Origin of the sequence: Amycolatopsis sp. La24 (assembly GCF_029087445.1) — a bacterium.
In the GTDB taxonomy this organism is placed as follows: Bacteria; Actinomycetota; Actinomycetes; order Mycobacteriales; family Pseudonocardiaceae; genus Amycolatopsis; species Amycolatopsis nivea.
In genome coordinates this window covers 39,164-54,471 of the sequence record NZ_JARACH010000066.1, presented here as the reverse complement: position 1 = coordinate 54,471, position 15,308 = coordinate 39,164, and the positions used below count along the sequence as shown (strand labels likewise).

Annotated in this window: 14 protein-coding genes and 1 tRNA gene; 8 read left to right on the top strand and 7 right to left on the bottom strand. The window is 69.6% G+C overall.

Annotated features, from left to right (window positions below; translation table 11 throughout):
- A partial coding sequence (locus tag PUT80_RS38620; protein WP_275295086.1) for a PHP domain-containing protein occupies window positions 1–341 on the bottom strand: 341 nt, incomplete at its 3' end.
- Between the two features lie 390 nt (window positions 342–731).
- On the opposite strand from PUT80_RS38620, the gene PUT80_RS38615 reads away from it, so the two are divergent.
- From PUT80_RS38615 to PUT80_RS38600, 4 genes are all read left to right on the top strand, one after another.
- Window positions 732–1,409 carry an FCD domain-containing protein gene (locus PUT80_RS38615; protein ID WP_043835998.1) on the top strand — a complete coding sequence of 226 codons (678 nt, stop codon included), beginning with the start codon at window positions 732–734 and terminating at the stop codon, window positions 1,407–1,409.
- Window positions 1,406–2,842, top strand: coding sequence for an amino acid permease (locus PUT80_RS38610; RefSeq protein WP_037820504.1), 1,437 nt, complete (start codon window positions 1,406–1,408; stop codon window positions 2,840–2,842). Before PUT80_RS38615 ends, PUT80_RS38610 begins: the two co-directional genes overlap by 4 nt.
- Window positions 2,839–3,783, top strand: a complete 945-nt coding sequence (locus PUT80_RS38605) for an asparaginase (protein ID WP_134733740.1) — start codon at window positions 2,839–2,841, stop codon at window positions 3,781–3,783. Before PUT80_RS38610 ends, PUT80_RS38605 begins: the two co-directional genes overlap by 4 nt.
- A 252-nt stretch (window positions 3,784–4,035) precedes the next feature.
- The gene (locus PUT80_RS38600) at window positions 4,036–5,661 is read left to right on the top strand and encodes a CocE/NonD family hydrolase (protein WP_275295085.1); all 1,626 of its coding nucleotides are present in this window, start codon (window positions 4,036–4,038) and stop codon (window positions 5,659–5,661) included.
- On the opposite strand, the gene PUT80_RS38595 is transcribed toward PUT80_RS38600, so the two are convergent.
- The gene (locus tag PUT80_RS38595; RefSeq protein ID WP_275295084.1) at window positions 5,651–6,412 is read right to left on the bottom strand and encodes a metallophosphoesterase; all 762 of its coding nucleotides are present in this window, start codon (window positions 6,410–6,412) and stop codon (window positions 5,651–5,653) included. The genes PUT80_RS38600 and PUT80_RS38595 overlap by 11 nt on opposite strands.
- 4 nt (window positions 6,413–6,416) lie before the next feature.
- The gene (locus PUT80_RS38590; protein ID WP_275295083.1) at window positions 6,417–7,031 is read right to left on the bottom strand and encodes a GntR family transcriptional regulator; all 615 of its coding nucleotides are present in this window, start codon (window positions 7,029–7,031) and stop codon (window positions 6,417–6,419) included.
- Between the two features lie 45 nt (window positions 7,032–7,076).
- On the opposite strand from PUT80_RS38590, the gene PUT80_RS38585 reads away from it, so the two are divergent.
- A complete protein-coding gene (locus PUT80_RS38585) occupies window positions 7,077–8,261 on the top strand; it encodes an aminotransferase class V-fold PLP-dependent enzyme (RefSeq protein ID WP_275295082.1) in 1,185 nt (394 codons plus the stop codon).
- 281 nt (window positions 8,262–8,542) lie between these two features.
- Here the strand turns inward: PUT80_RS38585 and PUT80_RS38580 are convergent.
- From PUT80_RS38580 to PUT80_RS38570, 3 genes are all read right to left on the bottom strand, one after another.
- Window positions 8,543–8,614: transfer RNA gene (locus PUT80_RS38580), tRNA-Val, on the bottom strand.
- Between the two features lie 44 nt (window positions 8,615–8,658).
- The gene (locus tag PUT80_RS38575; RefSeq protein WP_020657595.1) at window positions 8,659–9,123 is read right to left on the bottom strand and encodes a peroxiredoxin; all 465 of its coding nucleotides are present in this window, start codon (window positions 9,121–9,123) and stop codon (window positions 8,659–8,661) included.
- A gap of 55 nt (window positions 9,124–9,178) precedes the next feature.
- Window positions 9,179–9,613 carry a DUF3052 domain-containing protein gene (locus PUT80_RS38570; protein WP_009074710.1) on the bottom strand — a complete coding sequence of 145 codons (435 nt, stop codon included), beginning with the start codon at window positions 9,611–9,613 and terminating at the stop codon, window positions 9,179–9,181.
- A gap of 398 nt (window positions 9,614–10,011) precedes the next feature.
- On the opposite strand from PUT80_RS38570, the gene aceE reads away from it, so the two are divergent.
- From aceE to PUT80_RS38555, 3 genes are all read left to right on the top strand, one after another.
- Entirely contained in the window at window positions 10,012–12,807 is a 2,796-nt protein-coding gene (aceE, locus tag PUT80_RS38565) for a pyruvate dehydrogenase (acetyl-transferring), homodimeric type (RefSeq protein WP_275295081.1), read from the top strand.
- Window positions 12,808–12,912: 105 nt separating this feature from the next.
- Window positions 12,913–14,124 (top strand): alpha-hydroxy acid oxidase, encoded by a 1,212-nt coding sequence (locus PUT80_RS38560; protein WP_275295080.1) that lies wholly within the window; start codon window positions 12,913–12,915, stop codon window positions 14,122–14,124.
- A 96-nt stretch (window positions 14,125–14,220) separates the two neighbouring features.
- On the top strand, window positions 14,221–14,466 hold the full coding sequence (locus tag PUT80_RS38555; protein WP_037820494.1) for a hypothetical protein: 246 nt from the start codon (window positions 14,221–14,223) through the stop codon (window positions 14,464–14,466).
- Window positions 14,467–14,468: 2 nt separating this feature from the next.
- On the opposite strand, the gene PUT80_RS38550 is transcribed toward PUT80_RS38555, so the two are convergent.
- Window positions 14,469–15,107 carry a nicotinamide mononucleotide transporter family protein gene (locus PUT80_RS38550; RefSeq protein ID WP_275295079.1) on the bottom strand — a complete coding sequence of 213 codons (639 nt, stop codon included), beginning with the start codon at window positions 15,105–15,107 and terminating at the stop codon, window positions 14,469–14,471.
- Window positions 15,108–15,308: the final 201 nt, after the last annotated feature.

Sequence of the window (15,308 nt, the reverse complement as noted above, 5' to 3'; positions counted from 1 at the left end):
ACCATCGTCATGTGCGTATACGCACCGCCACCCGAGACGTCGCCGCCCTCGCCGAACTCGTCCGACCCCCGCTGCGACGCCTGCCCCCAGAACACCGGCTTCTTGTGAAACCGCGACTCCGGCGCGATGTACGCCTCAATACCGATGATCGGCTTGATCCCGTGCTTCTTCGACGTCTGATAAAACTCGTCGCCGCCGTACATGTTCCCGTGGTCGGTCATCCCGACCGCGGGCATGTTCAGCCGGGCCGCCTCCGCGAAAAGGGGTCCGATCTTCGCCGCACCATCCAGCATCGAGTACTCGGTGTGGACGTGCAGGTGGACGAAAGAATCGTTCGACACCAGCGAAAACCTCCCCTAGGCAGACGGCTTCCCGGCTCCGGTCGACGCGGCGGGCCCGGGCTGTCCACCCTAGTCCGCCGCGGTCTGAGCGCTCCGTCTGGATCCTCTCTCTTCCGTAGGCCGGGCGCGGCTCCGACGCGCCGGGCGCGTTCGGCGTGGTGATCGCCGGTGCGCCCTCAGTACCCGGACACGGTCGCACCCGGCACCGACAAAACCGGCGCCTCGGACAGCCGGGCCGCCCAGAGTCACCCGGGAGCGTGAACCAGCCCACAACCGCCGAGCAAGGGGCCATGGCTCCGCTTGACAGCGGCCGGGCCGGAACCGACGATCCGTCGCGTGAACCTGTCTGACAGCCGGGCAGCCGGACCGCTCCCCCGGCGCGTCAGCGCGATGGAGGCCGTCCTCGGCCATCTGCGGCAGGCGATCGAGCACGGCGAGTACGCGATCGGCGACCAGCTGCCGTCGGAGGCCGCGCTGAGCAGGGAGTTCGAGGTCAGCCGCTCGGTCGTGCGCGAGGCGCTGCGCGGGCTGCAGGCGCTCGGGCTGACCGTGTCCCGCACCGGCCGCGGCACGTTCGTCACCGCGAGCGGCCCGCCGGAGAACCCTACGTTCGGCGACTACTCGGCCCGCGACCTGGTCGAGGTGCGCAGGCACGTCGAGGTCCCGGTGGCCGCGTACGCCGCGCGCCGCCGCGATGCCGACCAGCTCGCCCGGCTCGCCGATCTCGTCGACCGGATGGACGCCGAGACCGCGGACGCCGCCTGGGTGGCGCTCGACTCACAGTTTCACGTCACGATCGCACGGGCATCTGGCAATCCGGTGTTCGCGAAGGTGATCGAGGAGATCCGCGACGCACTGGCCCGCCAGTCGGCGTTCCTGAACCAGCTCGGCGGACGGCGCACCCAGTCGAACGTCGAGCACCGGCGCATCGTCACGGCGATCGCCGAAGGCGAGGAAGACGCGGCGGCGGCCGCGATGACCGAGCATCTCGATCACGTCGAGAAGACCCTGACCACGATCGTCCGACCGGCGCGCGCCGGCGAAGCAGAAACAGGTACCACCGCGTGAGTGAAGAAACCCTGCCCGCCACTGCCGAGGCGGGTCCCGCCGACGCGGGCGACGCCGGATACAACAAGGCGCTGAAATCCCGGCACATCAACATGATCGCCATCGGCGGCGCGATCGGCACCGGCCTGTTCCTCGGCGCGGGCGGACGGCTCGCGCAAGCCGGTCCGGCGCTCGCGATCGTGTACGCGGTGTGCGGGCTCTTCGCGTTCTTCGTGGTGCGCTCGCTCGGCGAACTGATCCTGCACCGTCCGTCGTCCGGCGCGTTCGTGTCCTACGCGCGCGAGTTCATGGGCGAGAAGGGCGCGTACGTCGCGGGCTGGATGCACTTCCTCAACTGGTCGACGACCGGCATCGCGGACATCACCGCCATCGCGCTGTACGCGCACTTCTGGTCGTTCTTCACGCCGATCCCGCAGTGGGTGCTCGCGCTGATCGCGCTGGCGGTCGTGCTGTCGCTGAACCTCGTGTCGGTGAAGCTGTTCGGCGAGATGGAATTCTGGTTCTCGATCGTCAAGGTCGCCGCGCTGGTGCTGTTCCTGATCGTCGGCATCGTCCTGCTGGTGACGCAGCATCCGATCGACGGCCACATCCCCGGCCCGCAGCTGATCTCCGACCACGGCGGCGTGTTCCCGGCGGGCATCGTGCCGATGATCCTGATCGTGCAGGGCGTCGTGTTCGCCTACGCCTCGTGCGAACTGGTCGGCGTCGCGGCGGGCGAAACGGAGAACCCGAAGAAGATCGTGCCCAAGGCGATCAACTCGATCATGTGGCGGATCGCGCTGTTCTACGTCGGCTCGGTCGTGCTGCTGGCGATGCTGCTGCCGTGGGACGCGTACTCGGCCGACCAGAGCCCGTTCGTCACCGTGCTGGCGAAACTGGGCGTGCCCGGCGCGGACAGCATCATGAACCTGGTCGTGCTGACCGCCGCGCTGTCGAGCCTCAACTCCGGCCTGTACTCGACCGGGCGGATCCTGCGCTCGATGTCGCTGGCCGGGTCCGCGCCGAAGTTCACCGGCGTGATGAACCGCAACCAGGTGCCCTACGGCGGGATCCTGCTGACGTCGTCGGTGTGCGTGGTCGGCGTCGGGCTGAACTACGTGGTGCCGAAGGACGCGTTCGAGATCGTGCTGAACTTCGCCGCCGTCGGCATCCTCGGCACCTGGGCGATCATCGTGCTCAGCCACCTGCTGTTCGTGCGGAAGGCCAAGCGCGGCGAGGTGACCCGGCCGCACTTCCGGCTGCCGTTCTCGCCCTACACCGAAATCGCGACGCTCGCCTTCCTCGCCGCGGTCGTCGTGCTGATGGGCTTCGACAAGACCGGCCGGATCACCCTGATGGCGCTGCCGGTGATCGTCGTCGCGCTCGTCGCCGGCTGGTTCGTCGTGCGCAAGCGGATCGACATGAGCGCGTTCGACAAGGCAGAGGCGTCGTGATCCCGCAGGAACGCGAACCGCGGCACGTCCCGCTGGTCCACCTTCTGCGCGACGGCATGGTCGAGGGCGTCCACCACGGTTCCGTCGTCGTGCTCTCGCCCGACGGTTCGACGCTGTTCGAGGCGGGCGACCCCGACGTCGCGATGTACCCGCGTTCGACCGCGAAGCCGTTGCAGGCCGCCGCGATGGCCCGGCTCGGACTGCGCCTCGACCCGTCCGGTTTCGCGATCGCCGCGGCCAGCCACTCCGGCGAACCGCGGCATCTCGAGGCAGCCGCCGCCGTGCTGGAAAGCCGCGGCTTCACCGAAACCGATCTGGGCAACCCCGCTGACCTGCCCTACGACCCGGTCGAGCGGGACGCCTGGATCGCTGCTGGACGGCAGCCGTCGCGACTCGCGCACAACTGCTCCGGCAAGCACGCCGCGATGCTGGCCGTGTGCCAAGAGCAGCGGTGGGACGTCGACGGTTACCTCGATCCGGCACACCCGCTGCAGCGTGCGATCCGGGAAACCGTCGAGGAACTGACCGGGCAAACCGTGCCGCGCGTAGCCACGGACGGCTGCGGTGCGCCACTGTTCGCGCTGTCTCTGCGAGGTTTGGCGAAGGCTGCTTCGCGGATCGCGACCGCGCCAGAGGGTTCGCCGGAATCGTTGGTGGCCAACGGGATCCGGCAGCATCCGGATCTGGTGGCCGGGAGCCGACGCGACGTCACCCGGCTGATGCGGGCCGTGCCGGGACTGATCGCGAAGGACGGTTTCGAGGCCGTGCAGCTCGCCGCGTTGCCGGACGGAACCGCAGTGGCGCTGAAGATCGCGGACGGCGGCGACCGAGCCCGTCCTGCCGTACTCGCGGCGGCGCTGGCACGAGCAGGCGTCGATCCGGAACTGCTCGCCCCGTTCCGCAACCCCGCCCTCCAAGTGACGGACGCACTCGCCGCCTAGGTACGTGAGGGGAACCCTCATTGACTCTGATTCCCTCAGGGTTCCCTTCACGACCAGCCACCGGTCCGGCCCCGCGCCCCGCCGGGATGCCGCCCCAACCGCAGCCAGCGCGCCCACCGCATCGAGGCACCCAGTCCCTCCCCCGCACCCCGATACGAAGCCTCCCGTCAGCACACTCGGGATTCGGGGTGCCCCACGTACCCCACTTCTCACCAAGAGCGGAACGGTAGCGACTCGCGTACGTTCGATTACGTGCTGAACCGAATCGTCGACCGACTGCTCGGTCTCCCCGCCGCCGAGGGTCCGGCCCCGACCGCAGCCAAGGGCCTCCGCGTCCCGATGCACGACGGCGTGCACCTCCTAGCCGATCGCTACACCCCGGCGGGCCTGACGAACGGCCCCGTAGTCCTGATCCGCACCCCATACGGCCGCACCGGCCCCCTCGCCAAGCTCTTCGGCGAAACCTTCGCGCGCCACGGCCTGCAAACCGTCCTGCAAAGCACCCGCGGCACCTTCGGCTCCGAAGGCGAATTCCGCCCGTTCCACCTCGAACGCGAGGACGGGATCGCCACCGCCGAATGGCTGCGCGCACAGCCCTGGTGCGACGGGCGGATCGCGATGGCGGGCGCGAGCTATCTCGGGCACACGCAATGGGCAGTCGGCCCGTATCTCGATCCGCCGCTGGAAGCCATGTGCCTCGGGATCACCGCGTCGGAATTCGTCAGCACGTTCTATCCGGGCGGGGTGCTCGCGGCGGACAACATGGTGTCCTGGTCGGCGATGATCGGGAAGCAGGAGGAGCGGTTCGCCGCGCTGCCGAACCCGTTGCAGACGCGGCGCACGCGCAGTGCGATGGCGTACCTGCCGATCGCGGGCGCGGACGTGGCGGCGATCGGCAAGCCGGTGCAATTCCTGCAGGACGTCACCGAGCACGCCGAACCGGACGACGATTTCTGGCAGATGTCCGACCACAGCGCCGAAGTCGCGAAACTCGACGTGCCGGTCAGCATGGTCACCGGCTGGTACGACCTGTTCATCCGCGCGCAGATGCGGGACTTCCGCACGCTGCAGGACGCCGGACGGTCGCCGCGGATCACCGTCGGCCCGTGGTCGCACGGCGAACCGGCCAGCTTCCGCGTGCTGATCCAGGACCAGCTCGGCTTCCTGCGCGCGCACCTCGCCGACGACCGCACCCAGTTGCAGCGCTCCCCCGTGCGGATCTTCCTGCAGAAGGCGTCGACCTGGCTCGATTTCGACCACTGGCCGCCGGCTTCCGAGCCCACGCACGCACACCTGCGCCCGGTCGGCGGTCTCGGCGAGACGGTGCCCGGCGAGGCCCTGCCCACGCCCTTCACCTACGACCCGGCGGACCCGACCCCGGCTGTCGGCGGGCCGTTGCTGATGGGAAAGTCCAAGCAGCGCGACAATTCCGAGATCGAGGCGCGCGACGACGTGCTGGTGTTCACCGGCGAACCGCTGGTGCACGACGTCGACGTGATCGGCGATGTGTCCGCCACCGTGTTCGTGCGGACCGAATTGGCCGACGCCGACGTGTACGTGCGGCTGTGCGACGTCGACCCCGGCGGCATCTCGCGCAACGTCACCGACGGGATCCTGCGGCTGCGTCCCGGCCTGCCGGAAGCCGACGCCGACGGAGTGGTGCGGGCCGAGGTGGAGCTCGACCCGACCGCGTACCGCTTCCGTCGCGGGCACCGGTTGCGGGTTCAGGTCGCGGGCGGCGCGTTCCCCCGGTTCGCGCGCAATCACGGTACGGGAGAACGGGTTTCGTCCGCGGTGCGCGGCACGCCGAACCGGTTCGAGGTGTTCCACGACGAGACCCGGCCCTCGCGGGTCACGCTGCCGGTTTTTACTCGGTGACCGCGCGCTGATGCGTCGTCAGCCTGCCGTCGTCGTGCAGCACGTGCAGCAGCAGCGACGGCGGGCTGTCGAAGTCCAGCGGCCCGCCTTCGTCCCAGCCGCGGCCCGCGCCGGGTTCCACCGGCAGCAGTGAACCGGACACCACGCCCGGCGCGATCCGCACCGGCACGCCCGCGAACTCCGTTGCCGCGCCGGTGTGCACGTGCCCGCACAACAGCGCCACGACGCCGGGATGCCGCTTCAGCACGGCAGCGAGACGGTCTTCGCCGGTCTGGCGGATCGCGTCCACCAGCGGCACCCCGACGTCGAGCGGCGGGTGGTGGAACGCGACGAACGACGGACCGTCGTGCCCGGCGAGCGTGTCGTCCAGCCAGGCGAGCGTCTCGTCGGCGAGGTAGCCCGCGCCCTTGCCCGGGATCGTCGAATCGCACGACACGAGCAGGACATCGGCCACCTTGGTCGCGGAGTTCACCGGTGCGTCGCCAGCCGGCTCTCCCAACAGCGCTTCGCGAAACTGCGCGCGGACGTCGTGGTTGCCGGGGCAGACCACCACCGGCACCGGAAGGTCCAGCAGTTCGGCCGCGCGACGGTATTCCTCGGGCAGGCCGTGATCGGCGATGTCGCCGGTGGCGAACACAGCGTCGACCGGCGCTTCGAGGTTTCGCAGGTACCGCGTCACTGCGGCGGCCCGTGCGTCGGCGCGCTCGCTGCCGTCGAGGTGGATGTCGGAAAGATGCGCGAAAACCCGCACCGGATCAGCTCCCTTGCAAGTACGTCAACGCTTTCACCCAGTTCCGGACCAGCAGCGCGGACGCGCCGGGCAAATCGTTCGCCCGCAAGGCCGCCGCGATCTCGCGGTGTTCGGCCACGCTCTCCGCCACTCGGTCCCGCCCGCCGAAGTATGCCGTCTCGTAGCGTTTGAGCAACGGCTTTGTCTGCTCGATCAAGCGCAGCAGATGGGGGTTGCCGCAGCGGGACGTGAGCAGCGCGTGCCACCGGTCGTCGGCCGTCGGGAGATCGCAGGAATCGGCTATCTCGTCGGAAATCCGGTCGAGCGCGTCCGGCAGCGAGGCGAGTTCCAGCGGCGACGTCCAGCGCAGCGCGAGCGCTTCCAGTTCGGCGATCAGCGGGTACAGCCGGCGCGCTTCCTGCGGATCGAGTGGCGCGACGAGGAATCCGCGCCCCGGAGCGGCGACGAGCAGCCCGCGGTCGGCCAGTCCGATCAGCGCCTCGCGCAACGGCGTGCGGGAGACGCCCAGCTCGTTCGCCAGGTGGACCTCGTTGATCCGGGTCTCGGCGGGGAACCGTCCGTCGAGGACGCGCGCGGTGATCTCCTCGATGAGTTCACCGCGCAGGAGTCTCTTGCCCATGCGGCGAGTATTGCACACAGTTCACTCGTACTGTATTCAGTTCATATGGCCAGCTCTTTCGATGTCGCCCGCGCACGGTCCGAAACCCCAGGGTGCGTCGGAGTCACGCACTTCAACAACGCCGGCTCCGCGCTCCCGCCCGCACGCGTCACCGACACCGTGATCGACTACCTGCGCACCGAATCCCTGCTCGGCGGCTACGAAGCGGTCGAACAGGCCAAGGACCGCATCGACGGCGTATACGCCTCGATCGCGCGGTTGCTCAACGCCGCTCCGGACGACATCGCGCTCAGCGACAACGCCACCCGCTCGTGGCAGGCGATCTTCTACGCGCTGCCGTTCGGACCGGGCGACCGGATCCTCACCGCGAGCGCCGAATACGCCAGCAACGCCATCGCCTACCTCCAGATCGCGCGCCGCACCGGAGCGACCGTCGAGGTCGTGGGCGACGACGAAACCGGCCAGCTCGACGTCGCCGACCTGCGCCGCCGGATCGACTCCGACGTCAAGCTCATCGCGGTGACCCACGTGCCCACCCAGGGCGGCCTGGTGAACCCCGCCGAGGAAATCGGCGCCGTCGCGCGCGAGGCGGGCATCCCGTTCCTGCTCGACGCGTGCCAGTCGGCCGGACAGCTGGACCTCGACGTCGAACGCATCGGCTGCGACGCCCTGACCACCACCGGCCGCAAGTACCTGCGCGGCCCGCGCGGCACCGGCTTCCTGTACGTGCACCCGCGGCTGCGCGACCGGCTCGAACCGGCGATGCTCGACCTGCACTCGGCCAAGTGGACCTCCCCCACCGAGTACGTCGTCGACCCGACCGCCAAGCGATTCGAGGTATGGGAACGCGATTACGCCGCGGTACTCGGCCTCGGCGCGGCCGTGGACTACGCGCTGGAATGGGGCCTGCCCGCGATCGAAGAACGCGTCACCGCCCTGGCCGCGACCCTGCGCTCCCGCCTGGCCGAACTGGACCGAGTCACCGTGCACGACGCGGGCGCGCGCAAATGCGGGCTCGTGACCTTCAGCGTCGACGGACTGCCCGCGGACGAGATCAAGGACCGGCTGAACGCGGCGAAAATCAACACGAGCGTGGCACGCCCGCCGTCGGCGCAGTACGACTTCACCGCCCGCCAATTGCCGGATCTGGTGCGCGCGTCGGTGCACTACTACAACACCGACGAGGAGATCGACCGGCTGATCGGAGAGGTCGCCGCACTCGCGCGGTGAGATCACCCGGTTGGCGCAGTATCCAGCGCCGCCGAAGCCGTCTCTTGTCTCGCGTACACCCGCGGAGTGCGCTGCGGCCGGGCCTGTCGAGGGGGCAGGCCCGACGGGGCAAGGGGAGGAACGAGAAGGCCTCTTGGGCCGGGAACGATGGGGGATCCCGGTTCGAGGGGCCTTCTCTTGCGTCCGCGGACACCGCACCGGATGCTCACCAGTCCAGGCGGCGAAAACAAGCCGACCCCATCCGGTGAAAACTCCACCGGATGGGGTCGGCTCGAGAACGGTGGGCGCAGCAGGGATCGAACCTGCGACCGCTCGGGTGTAAACCGAGTGCTCTCCCGCTGAGCTATGCGCCCGCGCGCCGGAACGGGGAATCCCCGCCCCGGCGAGCGAAAAGAATTCAGGCGGTCAGTTCCTCGACCGCCTTCTTCCACCCGGCCTGGTCGCGCGCCTCGCCCGGCGCGTTGACCTCGGCGAAGCGGACCACGCCTTCGGTGTCGATCAGGAAGGTGCCGCGGACGGCGAGCCCTGCCTGGTCGTTGAACACGCCGTACTTCTGCGCCACCTCGCCGTGCGGCCAGAAGTCCGACAGCAGCGGGAACTGGTAGCCCTCGACCTCGGCCCACGCCTTGAGCGAGAACGGCGTGTCGACCGAGACGCCCAGCACCTGGACGCCCTTGCCGTCGTAGTCGCCGAACTCGTCGCGCAGCTGGCACAGTTCGCCGGTGCAGATCCCGCTGAAAGCGAACGGGTAGAACACCAGCAGGACCGGCTTGTCGCCCTTGAACTGCGACAGCGTGACCGGCTGCTTGTTGTAGTCGTTGAGCGTGAAGTCAGGGGCCTGCGAACCGACCTCGACGGCCATACCGGCGATTCCTCTCCAGAGCGAACACGAGCGTGCCGCCCACCCTATCGCGGCCTCAGCGCTGCTTGGCCTTCGAGGACTTCGGCGACACCAGCCGGGTGCCCAGCCAGCCGGGGCCCACGCTGATGTTGGCCGTCTGGGCGAGCCCGACCTGGGGCACCGCCTCGGCGATGTCGCTGGGCTCGACGTGCCCGGGCTGCCCGGTCTTCGGGGTCAGCACCCAGATCACGCCGTTCTCGTCCAGCGGGCCTCGCGCGTCGACCAGCGCGTCCCCGAGGTCTCCGTCGTTGTCGCGCCACCACAGCAGCACAACGTCGATGACCTCCTGCGCGTCTTCGTCGAGGAGCTCACCGCCGATGGTTTCCTCGATCGCCGCGCGGACGTCGTCGTCGACGTCCTCGTCCCAGCCGATCTCCTGGACCACCATGTCCGGCTTGATGCCAAGGCTCTCGGCGACGCCGGCGTTGCCTGCGTCTCCCGCGGCGACCACTGCTTCCACTCCTCCAACTACGACGGAGCGCGGCGGTAGGTCCGCCGCACTCGGATACACGGTTGTCGAACAGCGAACACTGACGCGGCGCTGCGCGCAACCGTCCACACCGGATCTTTGGCAAGTCGTGTCTGCAGCGTAGGGGCTTGCCGCCTCCCCGCCCGACTCCGGGTGGCACTCAGTACCCACCGCTGCGACGCCCTCCCCGAGAGCCTCCTTTAGGGTGGAGGAGAGAAAACGCGCGCGCGATACACCGTGCGCGGGGAGTGGCGACACTCGGGCGGCCGATGTTACCGGGCAGTACAGGTGACGGGAACCCCAACCGGGACGACCATGGACGTCGGCGAGCACTCCCGCCCACCAGCTACAACGGCTACAACCAGCTACAAGGAGACCCCTTGGCCCCGCAGAACGACGGCGCCTCCGGCAAGGAGACCCCGGCTCGCGTACGCGTCATCCGTGACGGACTCGCGGCGCACCTTCCCGACATCGACCCGGAAGAGACCAGCGAATGGCTGGACTCCTTCGACGAGGCGCTGGCGCGAGGGGGCCAGCAGCGGGCCAGGTACCTGATGCTGCGCATCCTCGAGCGCGCCCGGGAGCGCAACGTCGGCGTCCCGGCGCTCACGTCGACCGACTACGTGAACACGATCCCCACCGAGAACGAGCCGTGGTTCCCGGGCGACGAGGAGATCGAGCGCCGCTACCGCCGCTACATCCGCTGGAACGCGGCGATCATGGTGCACCGCGCGCAGCGGCCGGGCGTCGGCGTCGGCGGCCACATCTCCACCTACGCCTCGTCGGCGGCGCTGTACGAGGTCGGCTTCAACCACTTCTTCCGCGGCAAGGACCACTCCGGCGGCGGCGACCAGGTCTTCTTCCAGGGCCACGCCTCCCCCGGCATGTACGCCCGCGCGTTCCTCGAGGGCCGCCTTTCCGAGCAGCAGCTCGACGGGTTCCGCCAGGAGTACAGCCACGCGGGCGAGGGCGGCGGCCTCCCGTCGTACCCGCACCCGCGGCTGATGCCGGAGTTCTGGGAGAACCCGACGGTGTCGATGGGCCTCGGCCCGATGAACGCGATCTACCAGGCGCGGTTCAACCGCTACCTGCACGACCGCGGCATCAAGGACACCTCCGACCAGCACGTCTGGGCGTTCCTCGGCGACGGCGAGATGGACGAGGCCGAATCGCGCGGCCTGATCCACGTGGCCGCGGGCGAGGGCCTCGACAACCTGACCTTCGTGATCAACTGCAACCTGCAGCGGCTCGACGGCCCGGTGCGCGGCAACGGCAAGATCATCCAGGAGCTGGAATCCTACTTCCGCGGCGCCGGCTGGAACGTGATCAAGGTCATCTGGGGCCGCGAGTGGGACGCGCTGCTCTCGGCCGACCGCGACGGCGCGCTGGTCAACCTGATGAACGTCACGCCGGACGGCGACTACCAGACGTACAAGGCCAACGACGGCGCCTTCGTCCGCGAGCACTTCTTCGGCCGCGACCCGCGGACGAAGGAACTGGTCAAGGACCTGTCCGACGCCGACGTCTGGAACCTCAAGCGCGGCGGGCACGACTACCGCAAGGTGTACGCGGCGTACAAGGCGGCCATGGAGCACCACGGCCAGCCGACGGTGATCCTGGCCCACACCATCAAGGGCTACGGCCTCGGCCCGTCGTTCGAGGGCCGCAACGCCACGCACCAGATGAAGAAGCTCACCCTCGACGACCTGAAGCTGTTCCGGGACGCGCAGCGGATCCCGATCAGCGACGAGGAGCTCGAGAAGAACCCGAAGCTGCCGCCGTACTTCCACCCCGGCCCGGATTCGCCGGAGATCGAGTACATGCGCGGCCGCCGCAAGGCGCTGGGCGGGTACCTGCCGGAGCGCCGCCCGAAGACCGCCAAGGCGCTCGTGCTGCCCGGCGACAAGGTCTACGAGGGCGTCCGCAAGGGCTCGGGCAAGCAGGAGGTCGCCACCACGATGGCGATCGTCCGGCTCATCCGCGAGCTGGCGAAGGACTCGGAGATCGGCAAGCGGATCGTCCCGATCATCCCGGACGAGGCGCGCACGTTCGGCCTCGACTCGATGTTCCCGACCGCCAAGATCTACAACCCGCACGGCCAGACCTACACCTCGGTCGACGCGAGCCTGATGCTGGCGTACAAGGAGTCCGAGAAGGGCCAACTGCTGCACGAGGGCATCAACGAGGCGGGTTCCACCGCGTCGTTCACCGCCGTCGGCACGTCGTACGCGACGCACGGCGAGCCGATGATCCCGATCTACATCTTCTACTCGATGTTCGGGTTCCAGCGCACCGGCGACGGCCTGTATGCGGCGGCGGACCAGATGGCCCGCGGTTTCGTGCTGGGAGCCACCGCCGGCCGCACCACGCTGACCGGTGAGGGTCTCCAGCACGCGGACGGGCACTCGCTGCTGCTGGCGGCGACGAACCCGGCCGTGGTGGCGTACGACCCGGCGTACTCGTTCGAGATCGCCCACATCGTCAAGGACGGCCTGCGCCGGATGTACGGCGAGACCGGCCCGGACGGCAACGGCGAGAACGTCTTCTACTACATCACCATCTACAACGAGCCGTACCAGCAGCCGGCGGAGCCGGAGAACCTGGACGTCGACGGCGTCCTGAAGGGCCTCTACCGGTACGCCGACGCCCCTGAGGGCGACGGCCCGGAGGTCCAGGTGCTGGTCTCCGGCGTCACGATGCCGGACGCGCTCAAGGCGCAGAAGATGCTGGCCGAGGAGTGGGGCGTGCGCGCCGCGGTGTGGTCGGCGACGTCGTGGGGCGAACTGCGCCGCGAAGCGGTCGAGATCGACCACGAGAACCTGCTGCACCCGGACCAGACGCCGCGGGTTCCGTACGTCACGCAGAAGCTGGCCGAGGTTTCCGGCCCGGTCGTGGCGGTGTCGGACTGGATGCGCGCGGTGCCGGACATGATCCGTCCGTGGGTGCCCACCGACATGCTCACGCTCGGCACCGACGGGTTCGGCTTCTCCGACACCCGCCCGGCCGCGCGGCGCAAGTTCCTGGTGGACGCCGAGTCGATCACCGTCGGGGCGCTGTCCGCGCTCGCCAAGCGCGGCGAGTTCGACCAGGCGAAGGTCGCCGAGGCGGCGCGCCGCTACCGGCTCGACGACGTGGCGGCCGCCGGGCCGCAGACGTCCGACTCCGGCAACGCGTGACCGCTGCCTGACTGCGGAGGCCCCTCCAGGACGATGTCCTGGCGGGGCCTCTGCCTTAAGGTAGACATCGGATGTATCCGGATGCCTGACGAAAGGTGGTCGAGCGTGACCCAGCGTCGCCTGCCCCGGCCCAGCGAGCTCAAAGAGATCCTGCGGCCGAAGCCGATCGTGCTCAACCCGACCGACCGGCGCCTGGCCGGCGCGCACACGATCGCCGACCTGCGGATGATCGCGCGCAAGCGGACCCCGCGCGCGGCGTTCGACTACACCGACGGCGCGGCCGAGCTCGAGGACAGCCTGCGCCGCGCCCGGCAGGCCTACCGCCGGGTGGAATTCCAGCCCAACGTGCTGCGCGGCGTGTCCGATGTGGACACCAGCAGGGAGATCCTCGGCAAGCGCTCGGCGCTGCCGTTCGCGTTCGCGCCCACCGGGTTCACGCGGATGATGCAGACCGAAGGCGAGCGCGCGGTGGCCAGGGTGGCGCAGCGCAACAACATGCCGATGGCGCTTTCGACGATGGGCACCACGTCGATCGAGGATCTCGCGGCCGCCGCGCCGGACGCGCGCAAGTGGTTCCAGCTGTACGTGTGGCGCGACCACGGCGCGGGCGAAGATCTGATGAATCGCGCGTGGGAGAGCGGATACGACACGCTCCTGCTGACCGTCGACACCCCGGTCGCGGGCCAGCGGCTGCGCGACGTCCGCAACGGCCTCACCATCCCGCCCGCGATCACGCTGAAGACGTTCGTGGACGGCGCGATGCATCCGGCCTGGTGGTTCAACATGCTGACCACCGAGCCGCTGAACTTCGCGTCGCTCAACCGGTTCGGCGGCACCGTCGCGGAACTGCTGGACAAGCTTTTCGACCCGACGCTGAACTTCGACGACCTCGATTGGGTGCGCAAGACCTGGCCGGGCAAGCTCGTGATCAAGGGCGTGCAGAACGTCGACGACGCCCGCGAGGTGGTGAAACACGGCGCGGACGCGGTCCTGCTGTCCAACCACGGCGGCCGTCAGCTCGACCGGGCCCCGACGCCGATCGAGCTGCTGCCCGCGACGCTGGACGCGGTCCAGGGCAGCGCCGAGGTCTGGGTCGACACCGGCATCCTGTCCGGCGGCGACATCGTGGCCGCGCTCGCCCGCGGCGCGAACGCGGTGCTGATCGGCCGCGCGTTCCTGTACGGCCTGATGGCGGGCGGCGAACGCGGCGTGCAGCGCTGCGTGGACATCCTGCGCACCGAGATGATCCGCACGATGCAGCTGCTCGGGGTCCGGCGGGTGGACGACCTGCGCCCCACCCACGCCACGCTCCGCTGAGCGGGGCGCGGGCGCGGACTGGTGCGGTCGGCGTAATCGCGTATCCAGTGACGGACATCACGTCTCCTGCCTTCGGAAGATCCGAGGGGGAAGACCATGTCCGTCACGCTGAACCGCCGCGCGCTGGCGATGCTCCGCGCGATCGCCGCCGGCCGAGCCGAACTCACCCGCAGCTGCGAACCGGATCTGAGGGTCGACGGCCTGCCCTGCTGCGACCAGACGACCGCGCACGATCTCGTCCGGGAAGGCCTGGTCCGCCCGGTATCCGCGCTGGGCGGCCCGGTCGGGCAGTGGACGCGGGCCGAGCTGACCCCGGACGGGCAGCTCGCGCTCGGCGCCTGACCTCAGCGCGCCGCGGCGACGGCCTTCTCGCCGGACACCGCGGTGCGCGCCGAGCGATTCCAGGTGACCCAGCCGTGGACGACCAGCGCGGCGAAGACGAGGTAGATCGCGGCCGAGAAGTACAGGCCGGAGCTGATCTGCAGCGGCACGCCGATCGCGTCGACCACCAGCCACACGCCCCAGAACTCCACGAGCCCGACGCCTTGCGCGGCGAACGCGACGAGCGTCCCGACGAAGATCGCGGCGTCCGGCCAGGGCGCCCACGAGGCGTCGAGTGCCTGGAGCGTCAGCGCCATCGCGACCGTGCCCAGTCCGAACGCGCCGAGCATCACGGCCCGCTCGGTCCAGCGGCCCTTGCGCACGACGACGCCGTACACCGGGTCGGTCCTGCGGTTCCAGGCCCACCAGCCGTAGAGCGAGATGAGCAGGATCGCGACCTGCCGTCCGGCGAGGCCGCCGAGATGCGCGGACGCGTAAACGGAGAAGAGCAGGACGGTCGCGCCGACCTGCACCGGCCAGGTCCACAGCGTCCGCCGCTGCGCGAGGAACACGACCGCGAGCGCGAACACCTGCCCGGCCAGCTCGGCGATCGAGATCCACTGGCCGAACACGGTCACGCCGTGATGCAACAGGAAGTCCACGTCGGCACCCCTTCCGATCTACGCCTCCCAACATGCAACACGGAGCCGCCATTCCCGTGCCGATGTGAGACTGCAGACAGTCCCGCTGAGTGGACGCCGGAGCCGGACATGGCGAAGGCCCGGCGCCGGGGTGGCACCGGGCCTCCATCGCCCGAGCGGCGGGGCCGACTGTGGTCGTCGAGCCCCAGCCCTACATGCCGT